The organism is Brachymonas sp. J145 (assembly GCF_036312245.1).
Taxonomy (GTDB): domain Bacteria; phylum Pseudomonadota; class Gammaproteobacteria; order Burkholderiales; family Burkholderiaceae_C; genus Brachymonas; species Brachymonas wangyanguii.
In genome coordinates, this window is sequence record NZ_JAZDCI010000003.1 from 190,872 (window position 1) to 213,462 (window position 22,591).

Below are 22,591 nucleotides of genomic sequence, written 5' to 3' on the forward strand. Positions count from 1 at the left end.
GGCCAAAGAAAAACCCCGATGCTCTTGCGAGTCATCGGGGTTTTTGTATCTGGCGGAGAGAGAGGGATTCGAACCCTCGGTAGGCTATTAACCTACACACGCTTTCCAGGCGTGCGACTTAAACCACTCATCCATCTCTCCGTGAAAACCGAGATTCTAGCACTACTTCGCAGCGCTCGCCAAGGCGGCCGCAAAAAATTTGTGCCGGACGCTCACTTGTCCTGTTGTGCCTGCACCACCTTCATTGCCGAGGCGATCAGCGAGGACATTTCGGTCATGTTGGACGGCACCACCAGTGTGGTGCGCGCTTCGGAGGCCAGCTTGCCGTAGGCATCCACGGCGCGTTCGGCGACCTTGAGCTGTACCGCCTGATCGCCGCCGGGCTGGCGGATGGCGGCGGCAATGCGCTCAATGGCGTCGGCGGTGGCATCGGCCACGGCCTGGATGGAGACGGCTTCACCTTGTGCCGCGTTGATGGCGGCCTGCTTTTCACCTTCGGAGCGCGAGATGAAGGCGGCGCGCTCGCCTTCGGCCAGGTTGATCTGCTCCTGCTTCTTGCCTTCGGACGAGGCGATCAGCGCGCGCTTTTCGCGTTCGGCCGTGATCTGCGCCTGCATCGCACGCAGGATCTCGGCCGGCGGCGTCAGGTCCTTGATCTCGTAGCGCAGTACCTTCACGCCCCAGTTCAGTGCGGCTTCGTCAATCGCATTCACCACCTGGGCGTTGATCATGTCGCGCTCTTCAAACGTCTTGTCCAGCTCCAGCTTGCCGATCACGCTGCGCAGCGAGGTCTGTGCCAGCTGCGTCACTGCCACGATGTAGTTGCTGGAGCCATAGCTGGCGCGCATCGCGTCCGTCACCTGGAAGTAGAGGATGCCGTCCACCTGCAGCTGGGTGTTGTCGCGCGTGATGCAGACCTGGCTCGGCACATCCAGCGGGATCTCCTTCAGGCTGTGCTTGTAGGCCACGCGGTCAATGAAGGGGATCAGGAAGTTCAGGCCCGGGTTGAGCGTGGCGTGGTACTTGCCCAGGCGCTCTACCACCCAGGCGCTCTGCTGCGGCACCACCTTGACGGATTTGGCAATAAAGATGATGGCAACGGCTAGCAGGACAATCGCGTATTCCATGAAAACTCCAGATGGATGGTCGATAGGGCGTCTGGGCACTATAGCCCGGCGGGATGACAGTCAGGCGGCCGGGCTGAGCACCAGCTGGCTGCCGCGGATATCGGTCACGGTGTGGCGGCCGCTGACGGGCGGCTGCTGCGGGTTGGCGGCGATGGCCTGCCAGCGCGCGCCACGGTATTGCACATCGGTGGTGCCATCGGGTTGCCAGGCTTCGACCATCACCACGCTGCCGATATCCAGCTTGTTGCGCGTGGCGCTACGGTCGGGATCGGTCGTGGCCAGCTTGCGCTTCTTGCGCAGCAGGTACCAGCCCACCGTCAGCAGTGAGCCGGACAGGGCGGCGATGATCAGCTGCGCCGGCAGCCCCAGGCCCAGATGTGCCGACAGCGCACCCATGATGGCGGCCAGCGCCATCATCAGCAGGAAAAAGGTCCCGGTCAGCAGCTCCGCGCCCAACAGCAGGACTACGGCAATCCACCACAGGGTTGAGGTTTCCATTGTGTTGCTTCCTCCGCTTGAGCAGTGCGCCTGCGGGTTGCAGGGGCATGCCTATTGTCATATGGTTGTGACGGCTTTGTTGGATCATCGCAGGCACGACAGGTTCCCGGCGTTGTCGCACTGCAGCATCGCAGCAGACGACGCGGTCTTTTTGACACTTTTCTGCACCTGTTATGCCGTCCAGCCACTATGATGGCGGTTATTCGATACAGGCCGTTCTTGCGGCCTGTTTTGCCATGCCAAGGAGAACTCCCCCGTGAAATTCCGCTTCCCGATCGTGATCATCGACGAAGACTACCGCGCCGAAAACATTTCCGGCCTGGGTATCCGCGCCCTGGCCGAGGCCATCGAGAGTGAGGGCTTCGAGGTGGTAGGCGTGACCAGCTATGGTGACCTGACCCAGTTTGCCCAGCAGCAGAGCCGCGCCAGCGCCTTCATCCTGTCGATCGACGACGAGGAATTCACTGATGTCAACAGCGATAACGACGTCAGCCTGGCGGTCGAGAACCTGCGCAACTTCATCGAGGAAGTGCGCCGCAAGAACGAGGATGTGCCGATCTACGTCTACGGCGAAACCAAGACCAGCCGCCACCTGCCCAACGACATCCTGCGCGAGCTGCACGGCTTCATCCACATGTTCGAGGACACGCCCGAATTCGTGGCGCGCCACATCATCCGTGAAGCCAAGGCCTATCTGGAATATATCCAGCCGCCGTTCTTCAAGGCGCTGCTGGACTATGCCGAAGATGGTTCCTACTCCTGGCACTGCCCGGGCCACTCCGGGGGCGTGGCTTTCCTGAAGTCACCCATCGGCCAGATGTACCACCAGTTCTACGGCGAGAACATGCTGCGCGCCGACGTCTGCAACGCGGTCGAGGAACTCGGCCAGCTGCTGGACCACAACGGTGCCATTGGGGAATCCGAGCGCAATGCTGCGCGCATCTTCAATGCCGACCATTGCTTCTTTGTCACCAACGGCACCAGCACCAGCAACAAGATCGTCTGGCACCATACCGTGGCCGCCGGTGACGTGGTGGTGGTCGACCGCAACTGCCACAAGTCCAACCTGCACGCCATCATCATGACTGGCGCGATTCCGGTGTTCCTGAAGCCGACGCGCAACCACTTCGGCATCATCGGTCCGATTCCGCAAGAGGAATTCAGCCCCGAAGCGATCCGCGCCAAGATTGCAGCCAACCCGCTGCTCAAGGGCGTGGACCCGGATACGGTCAAGCCGCGCATCCTGACGCTGACGCAATCCACCTACGACGGTGTGCTCTACAACACCGAGACCATCAAGCAGATGGTGGACGGTTTTGTCGACAACCTGCACTTTGACGAGGCCTGGCTGCCGCACGCGGCCTTCCACCCGTTCTATGGCACCTTCCACGCCATGGGCCGCAAGCGCAGCCGTCCGTCCAAGACCATGGTGTATTCCACGCAGTCCATCCACAAGCTGCTGGCCGGTATCAGCCAGGCCAGCCATGTGCTGGTGCAGGATTCGCAGGAGCGCAAGCTGGACAGCTACCTGTTCAACGAAGCCTACCTGATGCACACGTCGACCAGCCCGCAGTACAGCATCATCGCCAGTTGTGACGTGGCGGCTGCCATGATGGAGCCGCCGGGCGGCACCGCGCTGGTCGAGGAAAGCATCGCCGAGGCGCTGGACTTCCGCCGTGCCATGCGCAAGGTCGAGCAGGAATTCGGCAACGACTGGTGGTTCCAGGTCTGGGGTCCGGAAAGCTTTGCCGACGAGGGCATGGGCCGCGCCGACGACTGGATCATCCGCAGCGGCGAACCGGACGACCAGTCCTGGCACGGTTTTGGCGACCTGGCCGATGGCTTCAACATGCTGGACCCGATCAAGGCGACCATCGTCACGCCGGGCCTGCGCATGGACGGCACCTTTGACGAAACCGGCATTCCGGCCAGCATCGTCACCAAGTACCTGGCCGAGCATGGCGTGGTGGTCGAGAAGACCGGTCTGTACAGCTTCTTCATCATGTTCACCATCGGCATCACCAAGGGCCGCTGGAACACCATGCTGACTGAGCTGCAGCAGTTCAAGGATGATTACGACAAGAACCAGCCGATGTGGCGCGTCATGCCGGAGTTCTGCCAGTCGCACCGCCGCTACGAGCGCATGGGTCTGCGTGACCTGTGCCAGCACGTGCACACGCTGTACGCCGAGTACGACATTGCCCGTCTGACGACCGAGATGTACCTGTCCGAGCTGGCCCCGGCGATGACGCCGGCCGATGCCTACGCGCACATCGCGCGCCGCCGCACCGAGCGCGTCGAGATCGACCAGCTGGAAGGCCGTGTCACCGTTGGCCTGCTGACGCCGTACCCGCCGGGTATCCCGCTGCTGATCCCGGGCGAGGTGTTCAACCGCAAGATCGTCGACTACCTGAAGTTTGCGCGCGAGTTCGCCCGCAAGTGCCCGGGCTTCGAGACCGATATCCACGGCCTGGTCGAGCAGGTCGACGAGAACGGCGAGCGCCGTTTTTACGCCGATTGCGTGGCCGAAGGCGAACCCAAGCAGGCGCCGGCGCTGACCATGGATGACATGATCCAGACGCAGCACCATTCGCCGTTCTCCAGCAACTTCTGAGCGGGCAGGGCGCTGCGGCGCCCGTTCCCGGTAGCTGCCGGCTTAGCACATGAAAAAAGCGCCCTGACCAGACGGTCAGGGCGCTTTTCTGTTGTTCAGGCCAGGGCGATCAGGCCTTGTCGTAATCGGAACCCAGGCCAGCCGTCTGGCTGAAGCCGCAATCGACATAGCTGATCTCGGCCGTGACGCCGGAAGCCAGATCGGACAGCAGGAAGGCGCAGACGTTGCCGACTTCCTCGATCGTCACGTTGCGGCGCAGCGGGGCGTTGGCCGCCATGTAGGCCAGCAGCTTGCCGAAGTCCTTGATGCCGCTGGCAGCCAGCGTCTTGACCGGGCCGGCGCTGACGCCGTTGACGCGGATGCAGCGGCCGTCTTCCATGCGGCCCAGCGATTCGGCCATGTAGCGCACCGAGGCTTCCAGTGCGGCCTTGGCCACGCCCATGGTGTTGTAGTTGGGGATGGTGCGCACGGCGCCCAGGTAGGACAGGGTCAGTACCGAGGACTTGTCGTTCAGGTAGGGCAGCGCGGCCTTGGTCATGGCCGGGAAGCTGTAGGCGCTGATGTCCAGTGCAGTCTGGTAGTTTTCGCGCGTCAGGCCGTCCAGGAACTTGCCGGAGATGGCTTCACGCGGGGCAAAGCCGATGCTGTGTACAAAACCGTCGAACTTGGGCCAGGTCTGGCTCAGGTCGGCGAACAGCCGGGCCACGGATTCGTCACTGCCGACATCGCATTCAAATACCAGATTGCTGCCAAATTCGGCGGCAAATTCGGTGATGCGGTCCTTGAAGCGCTCGCCCACGTAGCTGAATGCCAGTTCGGCACCTTGCTCGTGGCAGGCCTTGGCGATGCCGTAGGCAATGGAGCGGTTGGAGAGGAGGCCGGTAATCAGCAGCTTCTTGCCGGTCAGAAAACCCATGGAGTGTGTCCTTTTTTGCTATTGTGGATGGCCGCGCGCGACAGCGGCAGGCCTTGTATGTCATTTTATCGCCAAGGGCTTGTCCCGTGCAGGCGGATCGTCTATAATACACGCTTATCACCATCAAGCATAAAAGCAATATGGGTCGGTTTTCAACCGCCCATTTTTTTTGTCCAAGCTGGTGGATCGCCTTGCAAGACGCTTGATTTTTTCATTGTAATCAACGGCTTGCAGCATTCAATCAATCACAGGGATCAGGATATACGCGTGGCATTGCAGGAATTGGTGGAACAAACCGTACAGGGCTTGGGGCTGGACCTCGTGGAAATCGAGCGCGCCGCCGGGGGCGTGTTGCGCATTACCATCGACTTGCCGTGGCTGCCCGAGCATGCCGAACTGCCCGAGCAGTTCGTCACCATCGAGGATTGCGAGCGTGTCTCGCGCCAGCTGCAATACGTGTTCGAGGTCGAGGCCGTGGATTACCACCGCCTGGAAGTCTCCTCGCCCGGCATTGACCGGCTGCTGCGCCACGCACTGGATTTCGAACGCTTCCTTGGCGAAGAGGTCGACATCACCCTGCTGGAACCCATTGGCGAGAACGAGGCCGGCATTGCTGCCAGCCGCAAGAAGTTCCGTGGCACGCTCGAAAAGACCGAAGCCGGCTGGCAGGTGGTCTGGAGCGATGCGCCGCCGGCCAAGCCCGGTGTGCGCGTGAGCAAGAAGCGTCCGCCGGCACCGCTGCAGGCGCTGGGCTTCACCCTGGACGAGATCCGCGAGGCCCGACTGGCCCCGGTGGTCGACTTCAAGGGCCGTCGCCGTGCCGTTCCCGATGCGGCCGAACCTGATTCCGAGTCCTGATACAGGCTCCAATATCCTAGCGAACAAGAAACGGAGAACCACACCATGAATCGCGAACTGCTGATGCTGGTCGAGGCCATTGCCCGCGAAAAGAACGTTGACCGTGATGTCGTCTTCGGCGCCATCGAGATGGCGCTGGCCCAGGCCACGCGCAAGTTGTATGAAGGCGAGGTGGATATCCGCGTCGCCATCGACCGTGAAACCGGTGAATACGACACCTTCCGCCGCTGGCTGGTGGTGCCCAACGAGGCCGGCCTGCAAAACCCCGACGCCGAAGAACTGCTGATGGATGCGCAGGAGCGCGTCGCTGACGTCGTCGAAGGCGATTTCATCGAGGAGCAGGTGGAATCGATGCCGATCGGCCGTATCGGTGCCATGACGGCCAAGCAGGTGGTGCTGCAGCGCATCCGCGACGCCGAGCGCGACATGCTGCTGCGCGACTTCCTGGATCGCGGCGAGAAGATCTTCAGCGGTACCGTCAAGCGCATGGACAAGGGCGACCTGATCGTCGAAAGCGGCCGTGTCGAAGGTCGCCTGCGCCGTAGCGAAACCATTCCCAAGGAAAACTTCCGCACCGGCGACCGCCTGCGTGCCATGATCATGGAAGTCGATACCACCCAGCGTGGTGCCCCCATCATGCTGTCGCGCTCCGCGCCGGCCTTCATGATGGAGCTGTTCCGCCAGGAAGTGCCTGAAATCGAGCAGGGCCTGCTGGAGATCAAGTCCTGCGCGCGTGATCCGGGTAGCCGTGCCAAGATCGCCGTGGTCGCGCACGACCAGCGCATTGACCCGATCGGTACCTGTGTCGGCGTGCGCGGCAGCCGCGTGACCGCCGTCACCAACGAACTGGCTGGCGAGCGTGTCGACATCGTGCTGTGGAGCGAGGATCCGGCCCAGTTCGTGATTGGCGCGCTGGCTCCGGCCAACGTGCAGTCCATCGTGGTCGATGAGGAAAAGCACGCCATGGACGTGGTCGTGGACGAGGAAAACCTGGCGGTGGCGATTGGCCGTGGCGGCCAGAACGTGCGCCTGGCCTCTGACCTGACCGGCTGGAAGATCAACATCATGGACGCTGCCGAGTCTGCCGAAAAGCAGGCCAGCGAGCAGCAGGAAATGCGCACCCTGTTCATGAGCAAGCTGGATGTGGACGAGGAAATCGCCGACATCCTGATCGAGGAAGGCTTTACCAGCCTGGAAGAAGTGGCTTACGTGCCGCTGCAGGAAATGCTGGAAATCGAGGCCTTCGACGAAGACACGGTGAACGAACTGCGTGCCCGTGCCAAGGATGCGCTGCTGACCATGGCCATCGCCCAGGAAGAAAGCGTGGATGACACCGCGCTCGACCTGCGTGACCTGGAAGGCATGACGCCGGAGCTGCTGGCCAAGCTGGCTGCAGCCGAAGTACATACGCGTGACGAGCTGGCCGACCTGGCGACCGATGAGCTCGTGGAGATTGCCGGCCTCGATGAAGAAGCTGCTACCGCGCTGATCATGAAGGCCCGCGAACACTGGTTCGACGAGGACCAGGGCTAAGGAAAGGGGTAAGAACACAATGACAAACACCACTGTTGCAGATTTTGCTGCCGAGCTGAACAAGAGCCCCGAGGCTCTGCTGTCCCAGCTCAACAGCGCTGGCGTGAACAAGTCCAGCGCCAGCGACTCCCTGACTGAAGCCGACAAGCGCATGCTGCTGGATTTCCTGCGCAGCAGCCACGGCAATACCGGCGAGCGCAAGAAGATCGTGCTCACGCGCCGTTCCACCAGCGAGATCAAGCAGGCCGATGCCACTGGCAAGGCCCGTACCATCCCGGTCGAAGTGCGCAAGAAGCGCACCCTGATCAAGCGTGAAGACATTGAAGCCAGCGTGACGCCGACCGAGCCGTCTGCCGACGAGCTGGAACTGCGCCGCCGCGAAGAAGAGGCGCTGCAGCAGGCTGAACTGCTGCGTCGCCAGGAAGAAGAGCTGGCCGAGAAGCGCCGCCAGCGCGAGGAAGAAGAAGCACGCCAGCGTGAAGCTGAGGAACGCGCCCGCCGCGAAGCGGAAGAGCGCGCCCGTGCCGAAGCCGAAGCACGTGCTGCCGCCGAGGCTGCCGCGGCCGAGGCTGCGCAGGATCCGGAAAAGGCGCGTGCCGAAGCCCGTGCCCGCGCCGAAGCCGAAGTCGCCGCAATCCAGCAGGCCCGCGCCGAGAGCGTCGAGCGTGCCGCTGCTGCGCGTGACGCTGCTGTCCAGCGCGAACGCGAGCAGGAGCAGGCCGCCCAGGCGGAGGAGCAGGCCCGTATTGATGCCGAGGCCGCCAAGGCGAAAGCCAAGGCCGATGCTGAAGCTGCCCGCAAGGCCCAGGCCGATGAAGAAGCCGCCCGTGCCCGCGATCTGGAAGAGCGCCGCCGCAAGGCCCTGGCCGAGGCGGAAGCCATCCGTGCCATGATGAACGCGCCGGCCAAGGTGCTGACGGCCAAGAAGCCGGAAGAGCCGAAGCCGACCAAGGGCACGCTGCACAAGCCGGCCGCTGGTGCCGACAAGGCTGCCGCCAAGCCGGCCGCCGCAGGTGCCGACAAGACGGCCGGTACCAAGGAAGTCAAGTCGGCCAAACTGTCCTCCAGCTGGGCTGGCGACGGCGAGAACAAGAAGCGCGGCGAAATCAAGACGCGCGGTGACACCACGGCCAACAGCCGCGGTGGCAACAACTGGCGCAGTGGTCCCAAGGGCCGTCGCGGCGATCGCCGTGGCCACCAGGAAGACCGCCAGCCGCAGGCACCGGTCGAGTTCAAGCAACTCGAGATCCATGTGCCTGAGACCATCACCGTGGGCGAACTGGCCCACAAGATGGCGATCAAGGCCTCCGAGGTGATCAAGGCCCTGATGAAGCTGGGCCAGATGGTGACCATCAACCAGTCGCTGGACCAGGACACCGCCATGATTCTGGTGGAAGAACTGGGCCACGTTGCTGTACAAGCAGCCCTGGACGATCCGGAAGCCTTCACCCAGGAAGAAGTGGAAGCACAAAGCGCAGAACTGCTGCCGCGTGCCCCGGTGGTGACCGTGATGGGCCACGTGGACCACGGCAAGACCTCGCTGCTGGACTACATCCGCCGCGCCAAGGTGGCGGTGGGCGAAGCCGGCGGCATCACGCAGCACATTGGTGCCTACCATGTGGAAACCGAGCGTGGCATCGTCACCTTCCTGGACACTCCGGGCCACGAGGCGTTTACCGCCATGCGTGCACGCGGTGCCCAGGCCACCGACATCGTGATCCTGGTCTGTGCCTCCGACGACGGCGTGATGCCGCAGACGCGCGAGGCTATCAAGCACGCGAAAGCGGCCGGTGTGCCGATCGTGGTGGCGCTGACCAAGGCCGACAAGCCTGAAGCCAACATCGAGCGCGTCAAGGGCGAGCTGGTGAACGAGGAAGTGGTGCCGGAAGAGTACGGCGGCGATTCCCCGTTCGTGCCGGTGTCCTCCAAGACCGGCATGGGTATCGACGAACTGCTGGAGCACGTGCTGCTGCAGGCCGAAGTACTGGAGCTGAAGGCGCCGGTGGACGCCATGGCCAAGGGCCTGGTGATCGAGGCCCAGCTGGACAAGGGCCGCGGCCCGGTGGCCACGGTGCTGGTGCAGTCCGGTACCATCAAGGCCGGCGACGTGGTGCTGGCAGGCCAGACCTGGGGTCGCGTGCGTGCCATGGTCGACGAGAACGGCAGGCCGACCAAGTCGGCTGGCCCGTCCATCCCGGTGGAAATCCAGGGCCTGACCGAAGTGCCGCAGGCTGGCGACGAATTCATGGTGCTGGCCGATGAGCGTCGTGCCCGTGAAATCGCCAACTACCGTTCCGGCAAGCTGCGCGATACCAAGCTGGCCAAGCAACAGGCGGCCAAGCTGGAAAACATGTTCGCCAACATGGAGGCGGGCGAGGTCAAGCACCTGCCCATCATCATCAAGGCCGACGTGCAGGGTTCGCAGGAAGCGCTGGCCGCATCGCTGCTCAAGCTGTCGACCGACGAGGTCAAGGTGCAGGTGGTGTACGCCGGTGTCGGTGGCATCAGCGAATCCGACATCAACCTGGCGATTGCCTCCAACGCCGTGGTCATGGGCTTCAACGTGCGTGCCGATGCCCAGGCGCGCAAGGCAGCCGAAGGCAACGGTATCGACATCCACTACTACAACATCATTTACGACGCCGTGGATGACGTGAAGGCAGCCATGGGCGGCATGCTGACGCCGGACAAGAAGGAAGAGATCATCGGTCATGCCGAGATTCGCACCGTGTTCGTGGCGTCCAAGATCGGTACCGTGGCGGGCTGTATGGTCACTTCCGGCTATGTCACGCGCAACGCCAACTTCCGCCTGCTGCGCGACAACGTGGTGATCTATACCGGCGAGCTGGACTCCCTGAAGCGCATGAAGGACGATGTGCGCGAGGTCAAGGAAGGCTTCGAGTGCGGTATCAAGCTCAAGAACTACAACGACATCAAGGAAGGCGACCAGCTCGAATTCTTCGAAGTCAAGGAAGTGGCCCGTACCCTGTAATCCCGCATGGCACAGAAGAAAGCCCCTACCAACCGCAGCTACAAGGTGGCCGACCAGATCCAGCGTGATCTGGCGGAACTGATCCAGCGCGAGCTGAAGGATCCGCGTGTCGGCATGGTCACCCTGCAGGGCGTGGAAGTCACGCCCGACTATGCCCACGCCAAGGTCTACTTCAGTGTGCTCACTGGCGACCCGGAACAGACCGAGGAAGCCCTGAACCACGCTGCCGGCCACCTGCGCAACGGCCTGTTCAAGCGACTGCACATCCACACCGTGCCGACGCTGCATTTCGTCTACGATCGTACCCAGGAACGTGCGGCGGACATGAATGCGCTGATCGCCAAGGCCGTGTCTTCGCGTTCCAAGAACGAGGATTGAGATGACGGCTGCTCCACGGAACAGGGTGCAGCGTCGCCCTGTCCACGGGGTGGTGCTGCTCGACAAGCCCATAGGACTCTCCAGCAACCAGGCCTTGCAGAAGGTCAAGTGGCTGCTGCGCGCCGAAAAAGCCGGCCATACCGGTACGCTGGATCCACTGGCGACCGGTGTGCTGCCGCTGTGCTTTGGCGCTGCCACCAAGTTCAGCCAGCTGCATCTGGATGCCGACAAGGCCTACGTGGCCACGCTGCGCCTGGGCCAGACCACGACCACCGGTGATACCGAGGGCGAGCTGCTGGACGAGCGCGAGGTACAGGCAGACGATGCGGCGGTAGCCGCCGTGCTGCAGCGTTTCCTGGGTGAGCAGGACCAGATGCCCCCCATGTATTCCGCCCTGAAAAAGGACGGCAAGCCGCTGTACGAATACGCCCGTGCCGGCATCACGGTAGAGCGCCCGGTGCGCCGCATCACGGTGTCGCGGCTGGAGCGCCTGCCGGTGCCGGACGAGATCCTGCAGCAGCATCCGGCTGGCAGCGTGATACGTATCCACGCCAGCGTCAGCAAGGGCAGCTACATCCGCACGCTGGCCGAGGACATCGGCAACGCGCTCGGCTGTGGCGCGCACCTGATCGGCCTGCGCCGGGTACAGACGGGCGTGTTCGACCTGACACAGTGCATCACGCTCGAGGCACTGGAGGCGATGCCGGCGGAACAGCGGCTGCAACTGCTGCAGCCGGTAGATATCCTGCTGCAGGGTCACAGCCCTGTCATGCTGGGCGCAGAAGATGCAGCACGCTTCCTGACTGGCTTGCGTCGCCGTGGCCCCTGGCCCGACATGCCGCTGGTGGCGGTGTATGGCCCGGCTCCGGATTGCCCGGCGCTGTTCAAGCCACCCGACCGGGTGCTGCTCGGCACGGCCCATGTACAGGCCGGCCACCTGATTCCGGTGCGGCTGCTGAGCCCGCTGGACATCCAGCAGACGCTGGCCCAGGCAAGTGATGCCGCCAGCTGACCATTTACAGACGATTTTTTACACCATTGCATTCCCATGAGCCAACAAATCCGCAATATCGCCATCATCGCCCACGTTGACCACGGCAAGACCACCATGGTCGACCAGCTGCTGCGCCACTCCGGTACCTTTGCCGAGCACGAAAAAGTGGTCGATTCCGTGATGGACAACAACGCCATCGAACGTGAGCGTGGCATTACCATCCTGGCCAAGAACTGTGCCGTGAGCTGGAAGGGCACCCACATCAACGTCGTCGACACCCCTGGTCACGCGGACTTCGGTGGTGAAGTCGAGCGCGCCCTGTCCATGGTGGACGGCGTGGTGCTGCTGATCGATGCCCAGGAAGGCCCGATGCCGCAGACCCGTTTCGTCACCAAGAAGGCGCTGGCACTGGGCCTGCGCCCGATCGTGGTGGTGAACAAGGTGGACAAGCCCGGTGCCGATCCGGACAAGGTGATCAACGCCGCCTTCGACCTGTTCGACAAGCTGGGCGCTACCGACGAGCAGCTGGACTTCCCGGTAGTCTACGCTTCCGGCATCAACGGCTGGTCCTCGCTGGAAGAGGGCGTGCCGGGCGAGCAGTGGGGCAAGGACATGTCGCCGCTGTTCGATACCATCCTGAGCCACGTCACGCCGCACGAAGGCGATGCCGATGCACCGCTGCAGCTGCAGGTCTCGGCGATTGACTACTCCACCTTCGTCGGCCGTATCGGCGTGGGTCGCATCAACTCCGGCCGCCTGCGTCCGGCGCAGGACGTGCTGGTGATGGAAGGTCCTGACGGCAAGCAGTACAAGGGCCGCATCAACCAGGTGCTGACTTTCCAGGGCCTGGACCGCGTGCAGGTCAAGGAAGCCGGTCCCGGCGACATCGTGCTGATCAACGGCATCGAGGACATCGGCATTGGCGTGACGATCACCGATCCGGACAACCCGGCTCCGGTCGAGATGCTGAAGGTGGACGAGCCGACGCTGACCATGAACTTCAGCGTCAACACCAGCCCGCTGGCTGGCCGCGAAGGCAAGTTCGTCACCAGCCGCCAGATCTGGGACCGCCTGCAGAAGGAACTGCAGAGCAACATGGCGCTGCGCGTCAAGGAAACCGGCGAGGACGGCGTGTTCGAAGTCTCCGGTCGTGGTGAACTGCACCTGACCATCCTGCTGGAAAACATGCGCCGCGAAGGCTACGAGCTGGCCGTGTCCAAGCCGCGCGTGGTGTTCCAGGAGATCGACGGCGAGAAGTGCGAGCCGATCGAGCTGGTGACGGCCGATATCGAGGAAGGCCACCAGGGCGGCGTGATGCAGGCACTGGGCGAGCGCAAGGGCGAACTGGTCAATATGGAGCCGGACGGCCGTGGCCGCGTGCGTCTGGAATACCGCATTCCGGCGCGTGGCCTGATCGGTTTCACCAACGAATTCCTGAACCTGACGCGTGGTTCCGGTCTGATCAGCAACATCTTTGACGGCTACGAGCCTTTCAAGGGCGAAATCGGCGGCCGCAAGAACGGCGTGCTTATTTCCATGGACGATGGCGAAATCTTCACCTACGCGCTGGGCAAGCTGGATGACCGCGGCCGCATGTTCGTCAAGGCCGGTGATCCGGTGTACGAGGGCATGATTGTCGGTATCCACAGCCGCGACAACGACCTGGTGGTGAACGCCACGCGTACCAAGCAGCTGACCAACTTCCGCGTGTCCGGCAAGGAAGATGCGATCAAGATCACGCCGCCGATCGACCTGACGCTGGAATACGGCGTGGAGTTCATCGAGGACGACGAGCTGGTCGAGATCACGCCCAAGAGCATCCGCCTGCGCAAGCGTCACCTGAAGGAACACGAGCGCAAGCGCGCCAGCCGCGAAACCGTCTGATGCGGTAAACCGGCATGTTGTTGCGTGCCGTATTGCGACCACGGCTCAGCCACGGCTGGGCCGTTGTCGTCATGGTGCTGGTCACCCTGATGTGGGCCACGGCAGGGGTCATGACGCGCCAGATCACCGACGCCAGCGGGGTCGAGGTGACGTTCTGGCGCAGCCTGCTGGCGGCCAGCTGCATCCTGCTTGTGTTGCGTTTCACGCGCGGCCAGGGCAGCCTGCGCCGCATTCCCTGGGACGAGCCGATGCTGTGGCTGTCCGGCCTGTGCTGGGCTGGCATGTTCACCGCCTTCATGATGGCGCTGAGCTTTACCACCGTGGCCAACGTGCTGGTGCTGTCGGCGCTCGGCCCGGTGTTTACTGCGCTGGTCAGCCACTTCATCCTGAAAGAAAAGCTGCCGCGCCGGACCCGCATGACGGTGCTGGTGGCCGCAGCCGGCATCGTCTACATCTATGCCGCCCACCTGACGCTGGGTTATGACCGCAAGCTGATCGGTTCGCTGATTGCGCTGCTGGTGCCGGTCTGCTCCTGCGCGCAATGGACGCTGATGCACCGTGAGCGCAAGCGGCTGGCGCAGTTGCGCGCGGAGCAATCGCAGCGCGCCCATGCCGTGGCGATCAGCGAACGTACCCAGGCTGTCAGCAATGAGCTGCCGGGCGATGCCGTGGCGCAGTTCCAGAACCCGGCGCTGGAACTGGCACCGCCGCCGATCCAGGCCAGTGACATGGTGCCGGCGCTGGCGATTGGCGGCTTCCTGTCGGCGCTGGTCTGCCTGCCGTTTGCCTGGCCGTTCCAGGCCTCCTGGCCCGACATGGGCTGGCTGACGGCGTTGGGCCTGTTCCAGCTGGCGATTCCGTGCGCGCTGGCGGTGGTCGCGTCGCGGGTATTGAGTGCGCCGGAACTGTCGCTGCTGGCCTTGCTGGAGATTATTTTTGGCATACTGCTCACTTGGTGGGGTGCCGGGGAAATCCCGTCATCCAATGTGGTCATCGGCGGCAGTGTCGTGCTGCTGGCGCTGGCAATCAACGAATTCCTAGGATGGAGGCAAGTGAGATGAGTGCAAACTGGAAGTGGGCCACGCCCGATGTGCTGAGCGAGGTCCGTGGTGGCGTCGGCTTCATTACCCTGAACCGTTCCAAGGCGCTGAACGCGCTGAGCCTGGCGATGGTACGCAGCCTGTACGAGATCCTGCAGACCTGGCAGGCCGATCCGGCGATCCAGGCGGTGGCGATCCGCGGCAGCAACAAGGAGGGCGTGTTTGGTGCCTTCTGCGCCGGCGGTGATATCCGTTTCTTCCACGACCAGGCCGAGCGCGGCAACCCCGAGATCGAGGACTTCTTCACCGAAGAGTATGCACTCAACCACCTGACGCACTTCCTGGGCAAGCCCTATATCGCCTTCATGGACGGCATCGTCATGGGTGGCGGCATGGGCATCAGCCAGGGTGCGACCGACCGTATCCTGACCGAACGCACGCGCATGGCCATGCCCGAGACGCTGATCGGCCTGTTCCCGGACGTGGGCGGTGGCTACTTCCTGAGCCGTTGCCCTGGCCATAGCGGCGAATGGCTGGCACTGGCCGGCGACCACATCCTGGGCGCGGACGGCATCGCGATTGGCCTGGGTGACCATTACCTGGCCAGCAGCCGCCAGGCCGAGGTCTGGCAGGCGCTGGGTGAACAGCAGTTTGCCGATGGCGATGCCGTACGCAGCTGGCTGAAGCAGCAGATGGACGCCACGCCGGCCGAAACCGAGGCCTTTGCCGCTTCGCGCGCCGAAGCCGAGAAGTATTTTGGCGCCGAAAGCTTCAAGGCGATCGTGCAGCAACTCGAAGCCGATACCGGCAGCGAGTGGGCGCAGAAGTGCGCGGGCGCACTGCGCAAGCGTTCGCCGCTGCTGCTGCATGTGGTGTTCGAGCAGATCCGCCGCGGCCGCCACATGACGGTGGCAGAAGACCTGCGCATGGAGCGCGACCTGGTGCGCCATTGCTTCTTCCCGCAGCACATGGGCCGTACCATGGTCGGCAGCGAGATCATTGAAGGCGTGCGCGCGCTGGTGATCGACAAGGACAACAACCCGCAGTGGAACCCGCCGCGCATCGAGGACGTGACCGACGAGATGGTTGACGCGTTCTACGAGAGCCCCTGGCCGGCGTCCATGCACCCGCTGGCGTTCCTGAAGTAAATTCCGAGAGGTACCGGTCATGAGCAAGCAACTCAAGTACCTGCTCGACGAAGAGCAGATTCCACGCCACTGGTACAACATCCAGGCCGACCTGCCGCAGCCGCTGCCGCCGGTGCTGCATCCGGGCACAAAGCAACCGGTACAGGCCGCCGATCTGGAGCCGCTGTTCCCGATGGCGCTGATCGAACAGGAAATGACGACCGAGCGCGAGGTGGAGATCCCCGAGCCGGTACGCGACGTGCTGCGCCAGTGGCGTCCGGCGCCGCTGTTTCGCGCCCGCGCGCTGGAAAAGGCGCTGGGTACGCCGGCCAAGATCTTCTACAAGTACGAGGGCGTCAGCCCGGCCGGCAGTCACAAGCCCAACTCGGCGATTCCGCAGGCCTTCTACAACAAGCAGGCCGGCGTGCGCCGCGTGACGACCGAGACGGGTGCCGGGCAGTGGGGCACTTCGCTGGCCTATGCTGGTTCGCTGTTCGACCTGGATGTCGAGGTCTACCAGGTGCGCGTGAGCTACGACCAGAAGCCGTACCGTCGTGCCGTGATGGAAACCTATGGTGCGCGCTGCATTGCTTCACCTAGCACGCAGACCGAATACGGCCGCAAGGTGCTGGCCGAGCGTCCGGACCATCCGGGCAGCCTGGGCATCGCCATCAGCGAGGCGGTGGAAATCGCCGCGCAGAACGACGATACCAAGTACACGCTGGGCTCGGTGCTCAACCATGTGCTGCTGCACCAGAGCGTGATCGGCCTGGAAGCGATGCAGCAGATGGAAATGGCCGACTGCTGGCCGGACGTGGTGCTGAGCTGTACCGGTGGCGGCAGCAACTTTGCCGGCATTGCCTTCCCGTTCCTGGGCAGCGGCCTGCGCGGCGAGCGCCCGATGCCGCGTATCGTCGGTGTCGAGCCGAGCGCCTGCCCGTCGCTGACGCGCGGCAAGTATGCCTACGACTTTGGCGACACGGCGCAGATGACGCCCATCACCAAGATGCACACGCTGGGCAGCAGCTTCACGCCGCCGGGCTTCCATGCCGGTGGCCTGCGCTACCACGGCATGGCGCCGCTGGTCAGCCATGTCAAGGAATTGGGCCTGATGGAAGCCGTGGCCTATGGCCAGGGCGACTGCTTTGCCGCCGGCGTGCTGTTTGCGCGCCATGAGGGCATCGTGCCGGCGCCGGAATCGACCCATGCGATCCAGGGCGCGGTGCAGGAAGCGCTGCGCTGCAAGCACGAGGGCAAGGCCGAAGCCATCCTGTTCTGCCTGAGCGGCCACGGCCACTTTGACATGGCGGCTTACACGCGCTTCCTGGCAGGCGAGCTGAAGGATGATGTCTGTGACGAGGACGAGCTGGCGCGTGCGCTGGGGGACTTACCGCAGATTGACTGATCCGCTGTCGAAGCCGTAAAAAGCACAAGGCCAGGATGGTAACCATCCTGGCCTTGTCGCATGCAGGGCAGAGCAGGGCGCTCAGCGATGGCGACTCTTCATCGCCCGCTCCACCTCGCGCTTGCCCTCGCGCTCCCTGATGGTGTCGCGCTTGTCATGCTCGGCCTTGCCCTTGGCCAAGGCGATTTCGCATTTCACGCGGCCGTCCTTCCAGTGCAGGTTGATCGGCACCAGGGTATAGCCTTTCTGCTCCACCTTGCCGATCAGGCGCTGGATCTGGTCCTTGTGCAACAGCAGTTTCTTGATGCGGGCGGCATCGGCGCTGATGTGGGTGGAGGCGGTCTTGAGCGGGTTGATCTGGCAGCCGATCAGGAACAGCTCACCCTCGCGGATCACCACATAGCCGTCGGTCAGCTGCACCTTGCCTTCGCGGATCGCCTTCACTTCCCAGCCTTGCAGCACCATGCCGGCCTCGTACTTCTCCTCGAAGAAGTAGTTGAAGGCGGCTTTCTTGTTGTCGGCGATGCGGGCAGGGAGGGCTTTCTTGTTCTTGGTGGCCATGTGGAATGATGGGAAAACTTGCAGGGCGCATGCGCGCCAGTCAAAAGTATCAGATCATACGACCTTGAGCAAAGTTCCGCCATGCATACAATGGTCGAAAACAGCAATCCATGAAAAACGTACACAAATCCGTCCTCATCTGGTATAGCCCGGCCGAAATGTTCGACCTGGTGTCTGACGTCGAAAAATATCCGGAATTCATGCCCTGGTGCGATTTTGGCCGTGTGCTCGAGCGCACGCCCGATGGCATGGTGGCTGAAGTCGGCATCGCGCTGGCCGGCTTCAAGCAGAGCTTTGTCACGCGCAACCACCACATTCCGGACGAGCAGATCACGCTCGACCTGGTGCGCGGCCCGTTCTCGCAGCTCAAGGGCACCTGGCGCTTTGACAAGGTCGGCGATGGCAGCCAGCGCGCCTGCCGCATCCACTTCGACATGGAATATGGTTTCTCCAGCCGCGCCTTGGCGATGCTGGTCGGCCCGGTGTTTGACAAGATTGCCGGCAGCTTTGTCGATGCCTTCATCCAGCGCGCGCGCAAGGTCTATGGCTGATTCCGCCCTGATCCCGATCGAGCTGGCCTGGTCGCCAGCGCCGCGTACCGTGCAGTCGGAAGCCTTGCAGGTGACCGCAGGCACGACGCTGCTGCAAGCGGTGCAAGCCAGCGCCATGGCGCATCAGCCCGCCGTGCAGGCCTGGCTGCAGACGCAGGATGACTGCCTGGTTGCCAGCATCTGGGGCCGAAAGGCCACGCCGGACCAGCCGCTGCGCGCGCAGGATCGCATCGAGCTCAGCCGCCCGCTGCTGGTCGATCCCAAGGTGGCACGGCGCGAGCGTTTTGCCAAGCAGGGCGCTGGCGCTGCCGGCCTGTTTGCACGCCGCCGTGCCGGGGCCAAGCCCGGTTACTGATTCACTGTTTCACCCCACAGGAGCACCTCATGGCCCGATTCTCCATCGCCCCCGCCGCCCTGGCCCTGATTGCTGCCGTACTGGCTGGCTGTGCCGGTACCGCAGGCCATGCGCCTGCGCCCCAGGCCGCCGCTACCTGGAGCAAGCCTGGCGCCAGCAGCGCCCAGGTCGAGCAGGCGCTGCAATCCTGTGGCTATGTCGACCGCTTTGCCATTGGCCAGAAAGCCATCGGGGAACAGTTCGCCTGCATGGCCGAGCAGGGCTATGTGTTCAACCAGCCGCCGGTGCTGCTGAAGGAGCACTGCCAGGGCGCGAATATGCCCGCCGGCTGTGCGGTCTACTGGCATACACTGAATCGTCCCTGAGCCTTTTCCGCACTCGCCTGTTTGTGCGTTGCAACACGAACCGGGGTTTTCCGGGCCTGCCGGCTGACGGGGATCGCCGAAACCGTTAGAATCCTGCTTTTGGAGGAACCCCCCATGCGCCTGCTCGGCAAAGCTCTCACGTTCGACGACATTCTCCTGGTGCCCGCCTACTCCGAAGTCCTGCCCAAGGACACCTCGCTGCGCACCCAGTTCACCCGCAACATTCACCTGAACCTCCCGCTCGTGTCGGCCGCCATGGATACGGTCACCGAAGCCCGCCTGGCCATCGCCATGGCGCAAGAGGGTGGTATCGGCATCATCCACAAGAACATGACGGCCCAGGACCAGGCTGCACATGTCTCCAAGGTCAAGCGCCACGAAAGCGGCATCCTGCGCGATCCGGTGGTGATCACCCCCACCACCACCGTGCTGGAAGTCAAGCAGCTGTCCGAAGAGTTGGGCGTATCCGGCTTCCCGGTGCTGGACGGCGGCAAGGTGGTGGGTATCGTCACCAACCGCGACATCCGCTTCGAGACCCGCCTGGACGTGCAGGTCAAGGACATCATGACCCCGCGCGAGCGTCTGGTCACGGCCCCGGAGGGCATTTCCCTGGCCGATGCCAAGGCCAAGCTGCATGAGCACAAGCTGGAGCGCCTGCTGCTGGTGAACGACGTCTTCGAACTGAAGGGCCTGATCCTAGTCAAGGACATCAACAAGCAGACCACTTTCCCGAATGCCGCGCGTGACGACAACGGTCGCCTGCTGGTCGGCGCGGCACTGGGCGTGGGCCCGGGCACCGAAGAGCGCATCGACGCCCTGTCTGCTGCCGGCGTGGATGCCGTGGTGGTGGATACGGCCCACGGCCATAGCGCCGGCGTGATCGACCGCGTGCGCTGGGTCAAGCAGAATTACCCGCATATCCAGGTCATCGGCGGCAACATCGCCACCGGTGCCGCTGCCAAGGCGCTGGTCGAAGCTGGTGCGGACGCGGTCAAGGTCGGTATCGGCCCGGGCTCCATCTGTACCACCCGTATCGTCGCTGGCGTGGGCGTGCCGCAGATCATGGCGGTTGACAGCGTGGCAACTGCGCTGCGTGGCACGGGCGTGCCGCTGATCGCTGACGGCGGTATCCGCTTCAGCGGCGACATTGCAAAGGCGATTGCTGCCGGTGCCAACACCGTGATGATGGGCGGCATGTTCGCCGGTACCGAAGAGGCACCGGGCGAAGTGATCCTGTTCCAGGGCCGTAGCTACAAGAGCTACCGCGGCATGGGCTCGATTGGTGCCATGCAGCAGGGCAGCGCCGACCGCTACTTCCAGGAAGCCAGCAGCGGCAACCCCAATACCGACAAGCTGGTGCCGGAAGGTATCGAAGGCCGCGTGCCCTACAAGGGCTCGGTGCTGAGCATCATTTACCAGATGGCCGGTGGCCTGCGTGCCTCCATGGGCTACTGCGGCTGCGCCACCATCGATGAGATGCGCGAGAAGGCCGAGTTCGTGGAAATTACCGCAGCCGGCATCCGCGAATCGCACGTGCACGACGTGCAGATCACCAAGGAAGCGCCGAACTACCGCGCTGACTGATGGCCTGACGGCTGGTCTTCGGGCTGAGACACCTCCTTGAGGGTGGCCTCAGCCCTTTTCATTTTCTGACGGGACATCCCCATGCAACACGACAAGATCCTCATTCTCGATTTCGGCTCCCAGGTTACCCAGCTGATCGCGCGACGCGTGCGCGAGGCGCATGTGTATTGCGAGGTGCATCCCTGTGACGTGAGCAGCGACTGGGTGCGCGAGTTCGCTGCCGATGGCAAGCTGAAAGGCGTGATCCTGTCGGGCAGCCATGCCAGCGCCTACGAAGAGACGACCGACAAGGCGCCCGATGCCGTGTTCGAGCTGGGCGTGCCGGTGCTGGGCATCTGCTATGGCATGCAGACCATGGCGCTGCAGCTGGGCGGCAAGGTGGAAAGCGGCCACCAGCGCGAGTTTGGTTACGCCGAAGTGCGCGCCCACGGCCACACGCGCCTGCTGAAGGATATTGCCGATTTCACCACGCCGGAAGGCCATGGCATGCTGAAAGTCTGGATGAGCCACGGCGACAAGGTCGCCGAGCTGCCAGCCGGCTTCAAGCTGATGGCCTCCACGCCGAGCTGCCCGATTGCCGGCATGGCCGACGAGGAGCGTGGTTACTACGCCGTACAGTTCCACCCCGAAGTCACGCACACGGTGCAGGGCAGGGCGATGCTGGACCGCTTCGTGCTGGATATCTGCCAGGCGAATCCGGGCTGGGTCATGCGCGACCATATCGAGGAAGCCGTGCAGGCGATTCGCGAGCAGGTCGGTGACGAGGAAGTGATCCTGGGCTTGTCCGGAGGTGTCGATTCCTCCGTGGCGGCGGCGCTGATCCACCGCGCCATTGGCGACCAGCTGACCTGCGTGTTTGTGGACCATGGCCTGCTGCGCCTGAACGAAGGCGACATGGTGATGGACATGTTCGAGGGCAAGCTGCATGCCAAGGTGGTGCGCGTGGATGCCAGCGACCTGTTCCTGGGCGAGCTGGCCGGCGTGACTGATCCCGAGCAGAAGCGCAAGATCATTGGCCGCCTGTTCGTGGACGTGTTCAAGGCCGAGGCCGAGAAGCTGAAAGCCAGCGGTGGTGGCCACAAGGGTGCGACTTTCCTGGCGCAGGGCACGATCTACCCCGACGTGATTGAATCCGGCGGCGCCAAGAGCAAGAAGGCGGTCGTCATCAAGAGCCACCACAACGTGGGTGGCCTGCCGGAGCAGCTGGGCCTGAAGCTGCTGGAGCCGCTGCGTGACCTGTTCAAGGACGAAGTACGCGAGCTAGGCGTGGCGCTGGGCCTGCCGCACGACATGGTGTATCGCCATCCCTTCCCCGGTCCGGGCCTGGGTGTGCGTATTTTGGGCGAGGTCAAGCGCGAATACGCCGACCTGCTGCGCCGTGCCGATGCGATCTTCATCGAGGAGCTGCGCTCCACCGTCGAGCCCAACAGCGGCAAGAGCTGGTACGACCTGACATCGCAAGCCTTTACCGTATTCCTGCCGGTCAAGAGCGTGGGCGTGATGGGCGATGGCCGCACTTACGACTATGTGGTGGCGCTGCGTGCGGTGCAGACCAGCGACTTCATGACGGCGGATTGGGCGGAGCTGCCTTATAGCTTGTTGAAGCGGGTGAGTGGCAGGATTATTAATGAAGTGCGCGGGATTAATCGCGTGACTTATGATGTTAGCTCTAAGCCGCCGGCTACGATTGAGTGGGAGTGAAGCTGGTTCTAGTTGAGGACTAGATTTTTTATGAACCCAGTCATTAGACTGGGTTTCTTATGAGCCTCGGAAAATATGCTGGCTATAAAGATGGGAGTGACAGCTCGT

Annotated in this window: 19 protein-coding genes and 1 tRNA gene; 15 read left to right on the forward strand and 5 right to left on the reverse strand. The window is 63.3% G+C overall.

Annotated elements, in window-relative coordinates; translation table 11 throughout:
• Positions 1–50 precede the first annotated feature (50 nt).
• From V1261_RS04840 to V1261_RS04850, 3 genes are all read right to left on the reverse strand, one after another.
• Positions 51–141 (reverse strand) — tRNA-Ser (locus V1261_RS04840).
• A 71-nt stretch (positions 142–212) separates the two neighbouring features.
• A complete protein-coding gene (locus V1261_RS04845) occupies positions 213–1,127 on the reverse strand; it encodes an SPFH domain-containing protein (RefSeq protein WP_329770307.1) in 915 nt (304 codons plus the stop codon).
• Positions 1,128–1,187: 60 nt separating this feature from the next.
• Positions 1,188–1,625, reverse strand: coding sequence for an NfeD family protein (locus tag V1261_RS04850; protein WP_329770308.1), 438 nt, complete (start codon positions 1,623–1,625; stop codon positions 1,188–1,190).
• 256 nt (positions 1,626–1,881) lie between these two features.
• Between V1261_RS04850 and V1261_RS04855 the strand changes: the two genes are divergently transcribed.
• A complete protein-coding gene (locus V1261_RS04855; protein ID WP_329770309.1) occupies positions 1,882–4,239 on the forward strand; it encodes an arginine/lysine/ornithine decarboxylase in 2,358 nt (785 codons plus the stop codon).
• A 109-nt stretch (positions 4,240–4,348) separates the two neighbouring features.
• Here V1261_RS04855 and fabI read toward each other — a convergent pair whose 3' ends face one another.
• Positions 4,349–5,155, reverse strand: a complete 807-nt coding sequence (fabI, locus tag V1261_RS04860) for an enoyl-ACP reductase FabI (RefSeq protein ID WP_329770310.1) — start codon at positions 5,153–5,155, stop codon at positions 4,349–4,351.
• Between the two features lie 267 nt (positions 5,156–5,422).
• Here fabI and rimP point away from each other — a divergent pair, with 267 nt between their 5' ends.
• Genes rimP through V1261_RS04905 form a run of 9 tightly spaced genes read left to right on the forward strand, consistent with a single transcriptional unit; the run spans position 5,423 to position 17,366 of the window.
• The gene (gene rimP / locus V1261_RS04865) at positions 5,423–6,013 is read left to right on the forward strand and encodes a ribosome maturation factor RimP (protein WP_329770311.1); all 591 of its coding nucleotides are present in this window, start codon (positions 5,423–5,425) and stop codon (positions 6,011–6,013) included.
• Between the two features lie 45 nt (positions 6,014–6,058).
• Positions 6,059–7,546 (forward strand): transcription termination factor NusA, encoded by a 1,488-nt coding sequence (gene nusA / locus V1261_RS04870; RefSeq protein ID WP_329770313.1) that lies wholly within the window; start codon positions 6,059–6,061, stop codon positions 7,544–7,546.
• 19 nt (positions 7,547–7,565) lie between these two features.
• On the forward strand, positions 7,566–10,538 hold the full coding sequence (infB, locus tag V1261_RS04875) for a translation initiation factor IF-2 (protein ID WP_329770314.1): 2,973 nt from the start codon (positions 7,566–7,568) through the stop codon (positions 10,536–10,538).
• 6 nt (positions 10,539–10,544) lie between these two features.
• Entirely contained in the window at positions 10,545–10,916 is a 372-nt protein-coding gene (gene rbfA / locus V1261_RS04880) for a 30S ribosome-binding factor RbfA (RefSeq protein WP_329770315.1), read from the forward strand.
• Position 10,917: 1 nt separating this feature from the next.
• Positions 10,918–11,928: a tRNA pseudouridine(55) synthase TruB gene (gene truB / locus V1261_RS04885; protein ID WP_329770316.1), complete on the forward strand. Its 1,011-nt coding sequence runs from the start codon at positions 10,918–10,920 to the stop codon at positions 11,926–11,928.
• 36 nt (positions 11,929–11,964) lie between these two features.
• Positions 11,965–13,794 carry a translational GTPase TypA gene (gene typA, locus V1261_RS04890; protein ID WP_329770317.1) on the forward strand — a complete coding sequence of 610 codons (1,830 nt, stop codon included), beginning with the start codon at positions 11,965–11,967 and terminating at the stop codon, positions 13,792–13,794.
• Positions 13,795–13,808: 14 nt separating this feature from the next.
• Complete coding sequence (locus V1261_RS04895) at positions 13,809–14,855, forward strand: DMT family transporter (protein WP_329770318.1); 1,047 nt, start codon at positions 13,809–13,811, stop codon at positions 14,853–14,855.
• Positions 14,852–15,982 (forward strand): enoyl-CoA hydratase/isomerase family protein, encoded by a 1,131-nt coding sequence (locus tag V1261_RS04900; RefSeq protein WP_329770319.1) that lies wholly within the window; start codon positions 14,852–14,854, stop codon positions 15,980–15,982. The genes V1261_RS04895 and V1261_RS04900 overlap by 4 nt, the downstream gene beginning before the upstream one ends.
• Positions 15,983–16,001: 19 nt before the next feature.
• Entirely contained in the window at positions 16,002–17,366 is a 1,365-nt protein-coding gene (locus V1261_RS04905; RefSeq protein WP_329770320.1) for a TrpB-like pyridoxal phosphate-dependent enzyme, read from the forward strand.
• A gap of 81 nt (positions 17,367–17,447) precedes the next feature.
• Here the strand turns inward: V1261_RS04905 and smpB are convergent, their stop codons facing one another.
• A complete protein-coding gene (gene smpB / locus V1261_RS04910) occupies positions 17,448–17,927 on the reverse strand; it encodes an SsrA-binding protein SmpB (RefSeq protein ID WP_329770321.1) in 480 nt (159 codons plus the stop codon).
• Positions 17,928–18,037: 110 nt separating this feature from the next.
• Between smpB and V1261_RS04915 the strand changes: the two genes are divergently transcribed.
• The 5 genes from V1261_RS04915 (at position 18,038) to guaA (ending at position 22,483) form a co-directional block, all read left to right on the forward strand.
• Positions 18,038–18,478: a type II toxin-antitoxin system RatA family toxin gene (locus V1261_RS04915; RefSeq protein ID WP_329770322.1), complete on the forward strand. Its 441-nt coding sequence runs from the start codon at positions 18,038–18,040 to the stop codon at positions 18,476–18,478.
• On the forward strand, positions 18,471–18,833 hold the full coding sequence (locus V1261_RS04920; protein WP_329770323.1) for an RnfH family protein: 363 nt from the start codon (positions 18,471–18,473) through the stop codon (positions 18,831–18,833). The genes V1261_RS04915 and V1261_RS04920 overlap by 8 nt, the downstream gene beginning before the upstream one ends.
• Positions 18,834–18,862: 29 nt before the next feature.
• Positions 18,863–19,198: a hypothetical protein gene (locus V1261_RS04925; protein ID WP_329770324.1), complete on the forward strand. Its 336-nt coding sequence runs from the start codon at positions 18,863–18,865 to the stop codon at positions 19,196–19,198.
• 114 nt (positions 19,199–19,312) lie between these two features.
• Positions 19,313–20,782: an IMP dehydrogenase gene (gene guaB / locus V1261_RS04930; protein ID WP_329770325.1), complete on the forward strand. Its 1,470-nt coding sequence runs from the start codon at positions 19,313–19,315 to the stop codon at positions 20,780–20,782.
• A gap of 81 nt (positions 20,783–20,863) precedes the next feature.
• Positions 20,864–22,483, forward strand: a complete 1,620-nt coding sequence (gene guaA / locus V1261_RS04935) for a glutamine-hydrolyzing GMP synthase (protein ID WP_329770326.1) — start codon at positions 20,864–20,866, stop codon at positions 22,481–22,483.
• Positions 22,484–22,591: the final 108 nt, after the last annotated feature.

Coding starts and splice junctions, on each gene's coding strand:
- V1261_RS04845 (WP_329770307.1), bottom strand. CDS start 1,127: ATGGAATACGCGATTGTCCTGCTAGCCGTTGCCATCATCTTTATTGCC.
- V1261_RS04850 (WP_329770308.1), bottom strand. CDS start 1,625: ATGGAAACCTCAACCCTGTGGTGGATTGCCGTAGTCCTGCTGTTGGGC.
- fabI (WP_329770310.1), bottom strand. CDS start 5,155: ATGGGTTTTCTGACCGGCAAGAAGCTGCTGATTACCGGCCTCCTCTCC.
- nusA (WP_329770313.1), top strand. CDS start 6,059: ATGAATCGCGAACTGCTGATGCTGGTCGAGGCCATTGCCCGCGAAAAG.
- infB (WP_329770314.1), top strand. CDS start 7,566: ATGACAAACACCACTGTTGCAGATTTTGCTGCCGAGCTGAACAAGAGC.
- rbfA (WP_329770315.1), top strand. CDS start 10,545: ATGGCACAGAAGAAAGCCCCTACCAACCGCAGCTACAAGGTGGCCGAC.
- truB (WP_329770316.1), top strand. CDS start 10,918: ATGACGGCTGCTCCACGGAACAGGGTGCAGCGTCGCCCTGTCCACGGG.
- typA (WP_329770317.1), top strand. CDS start 11,965: ATGAGCCAACAAATCCGCAATATCGCCATCATCGCCCACGTTGACCAC.
- V1261_RS04895 (WP_329770318.1), top strand. CDS start 13,809: ATGTTGTTGCGTGCCGTATTGCGACCACGGCTCAGCCACGGCTGGGCC.
- V1261_RS04900 (WP_329770319.1), top strand. CDS start 14,852: ATGAGTGCAAACTGGAAGTGGGCCACGCCCGATGTGCTGAGCGAGGTC.
- V1261_RS04905 (WP_329770320.1), top strand. CDS start 16,002: ATGAGCAAGCAACTCAAGTACCTGCTCGACGAAGAGCAGATTCCACGC.
- smpB (WP_329770321.1), bottom strand. CDS start 17,927: ATGGCCACCAAGAACAAGAAAGCCCTCCCTGCCCGCATCGCCGACAAC.
- V1261_RS04915 (WP_329770322.1), top strand. CDS start 18,038: ATGAAAAACGTACACAAATCCGTCCTCATCTGGTATAGCCCGGCCGAA.
- V1261_RS04920 (WP_329770323.1), top strand. CDS start 18,471: ATGGCTGATTCCGCCCTGATCCCGATCGAGCTGGCCTGGTCGCCAGCG.
- V1261_RS04925 (WP_329770324.1), top strand. CDS start 18,863: ATGGCCCGATTCTCCATCGCCCCCGCCGCCCTGGCCCTGATTGCTGCC.
- guaB (WP_329770325.1), top strand. CDS start 19,313: ATGCGCCTGCTCGGCAAAGCTCTCACGTTCGACGACATTCTCCTGGTG.
- guaA (WP_329770326.1), top strand. CDS start 20,864: ATGCAACACGACAAGATCCTCATTCTCGATTTCGGCTCCCAGGTTACC.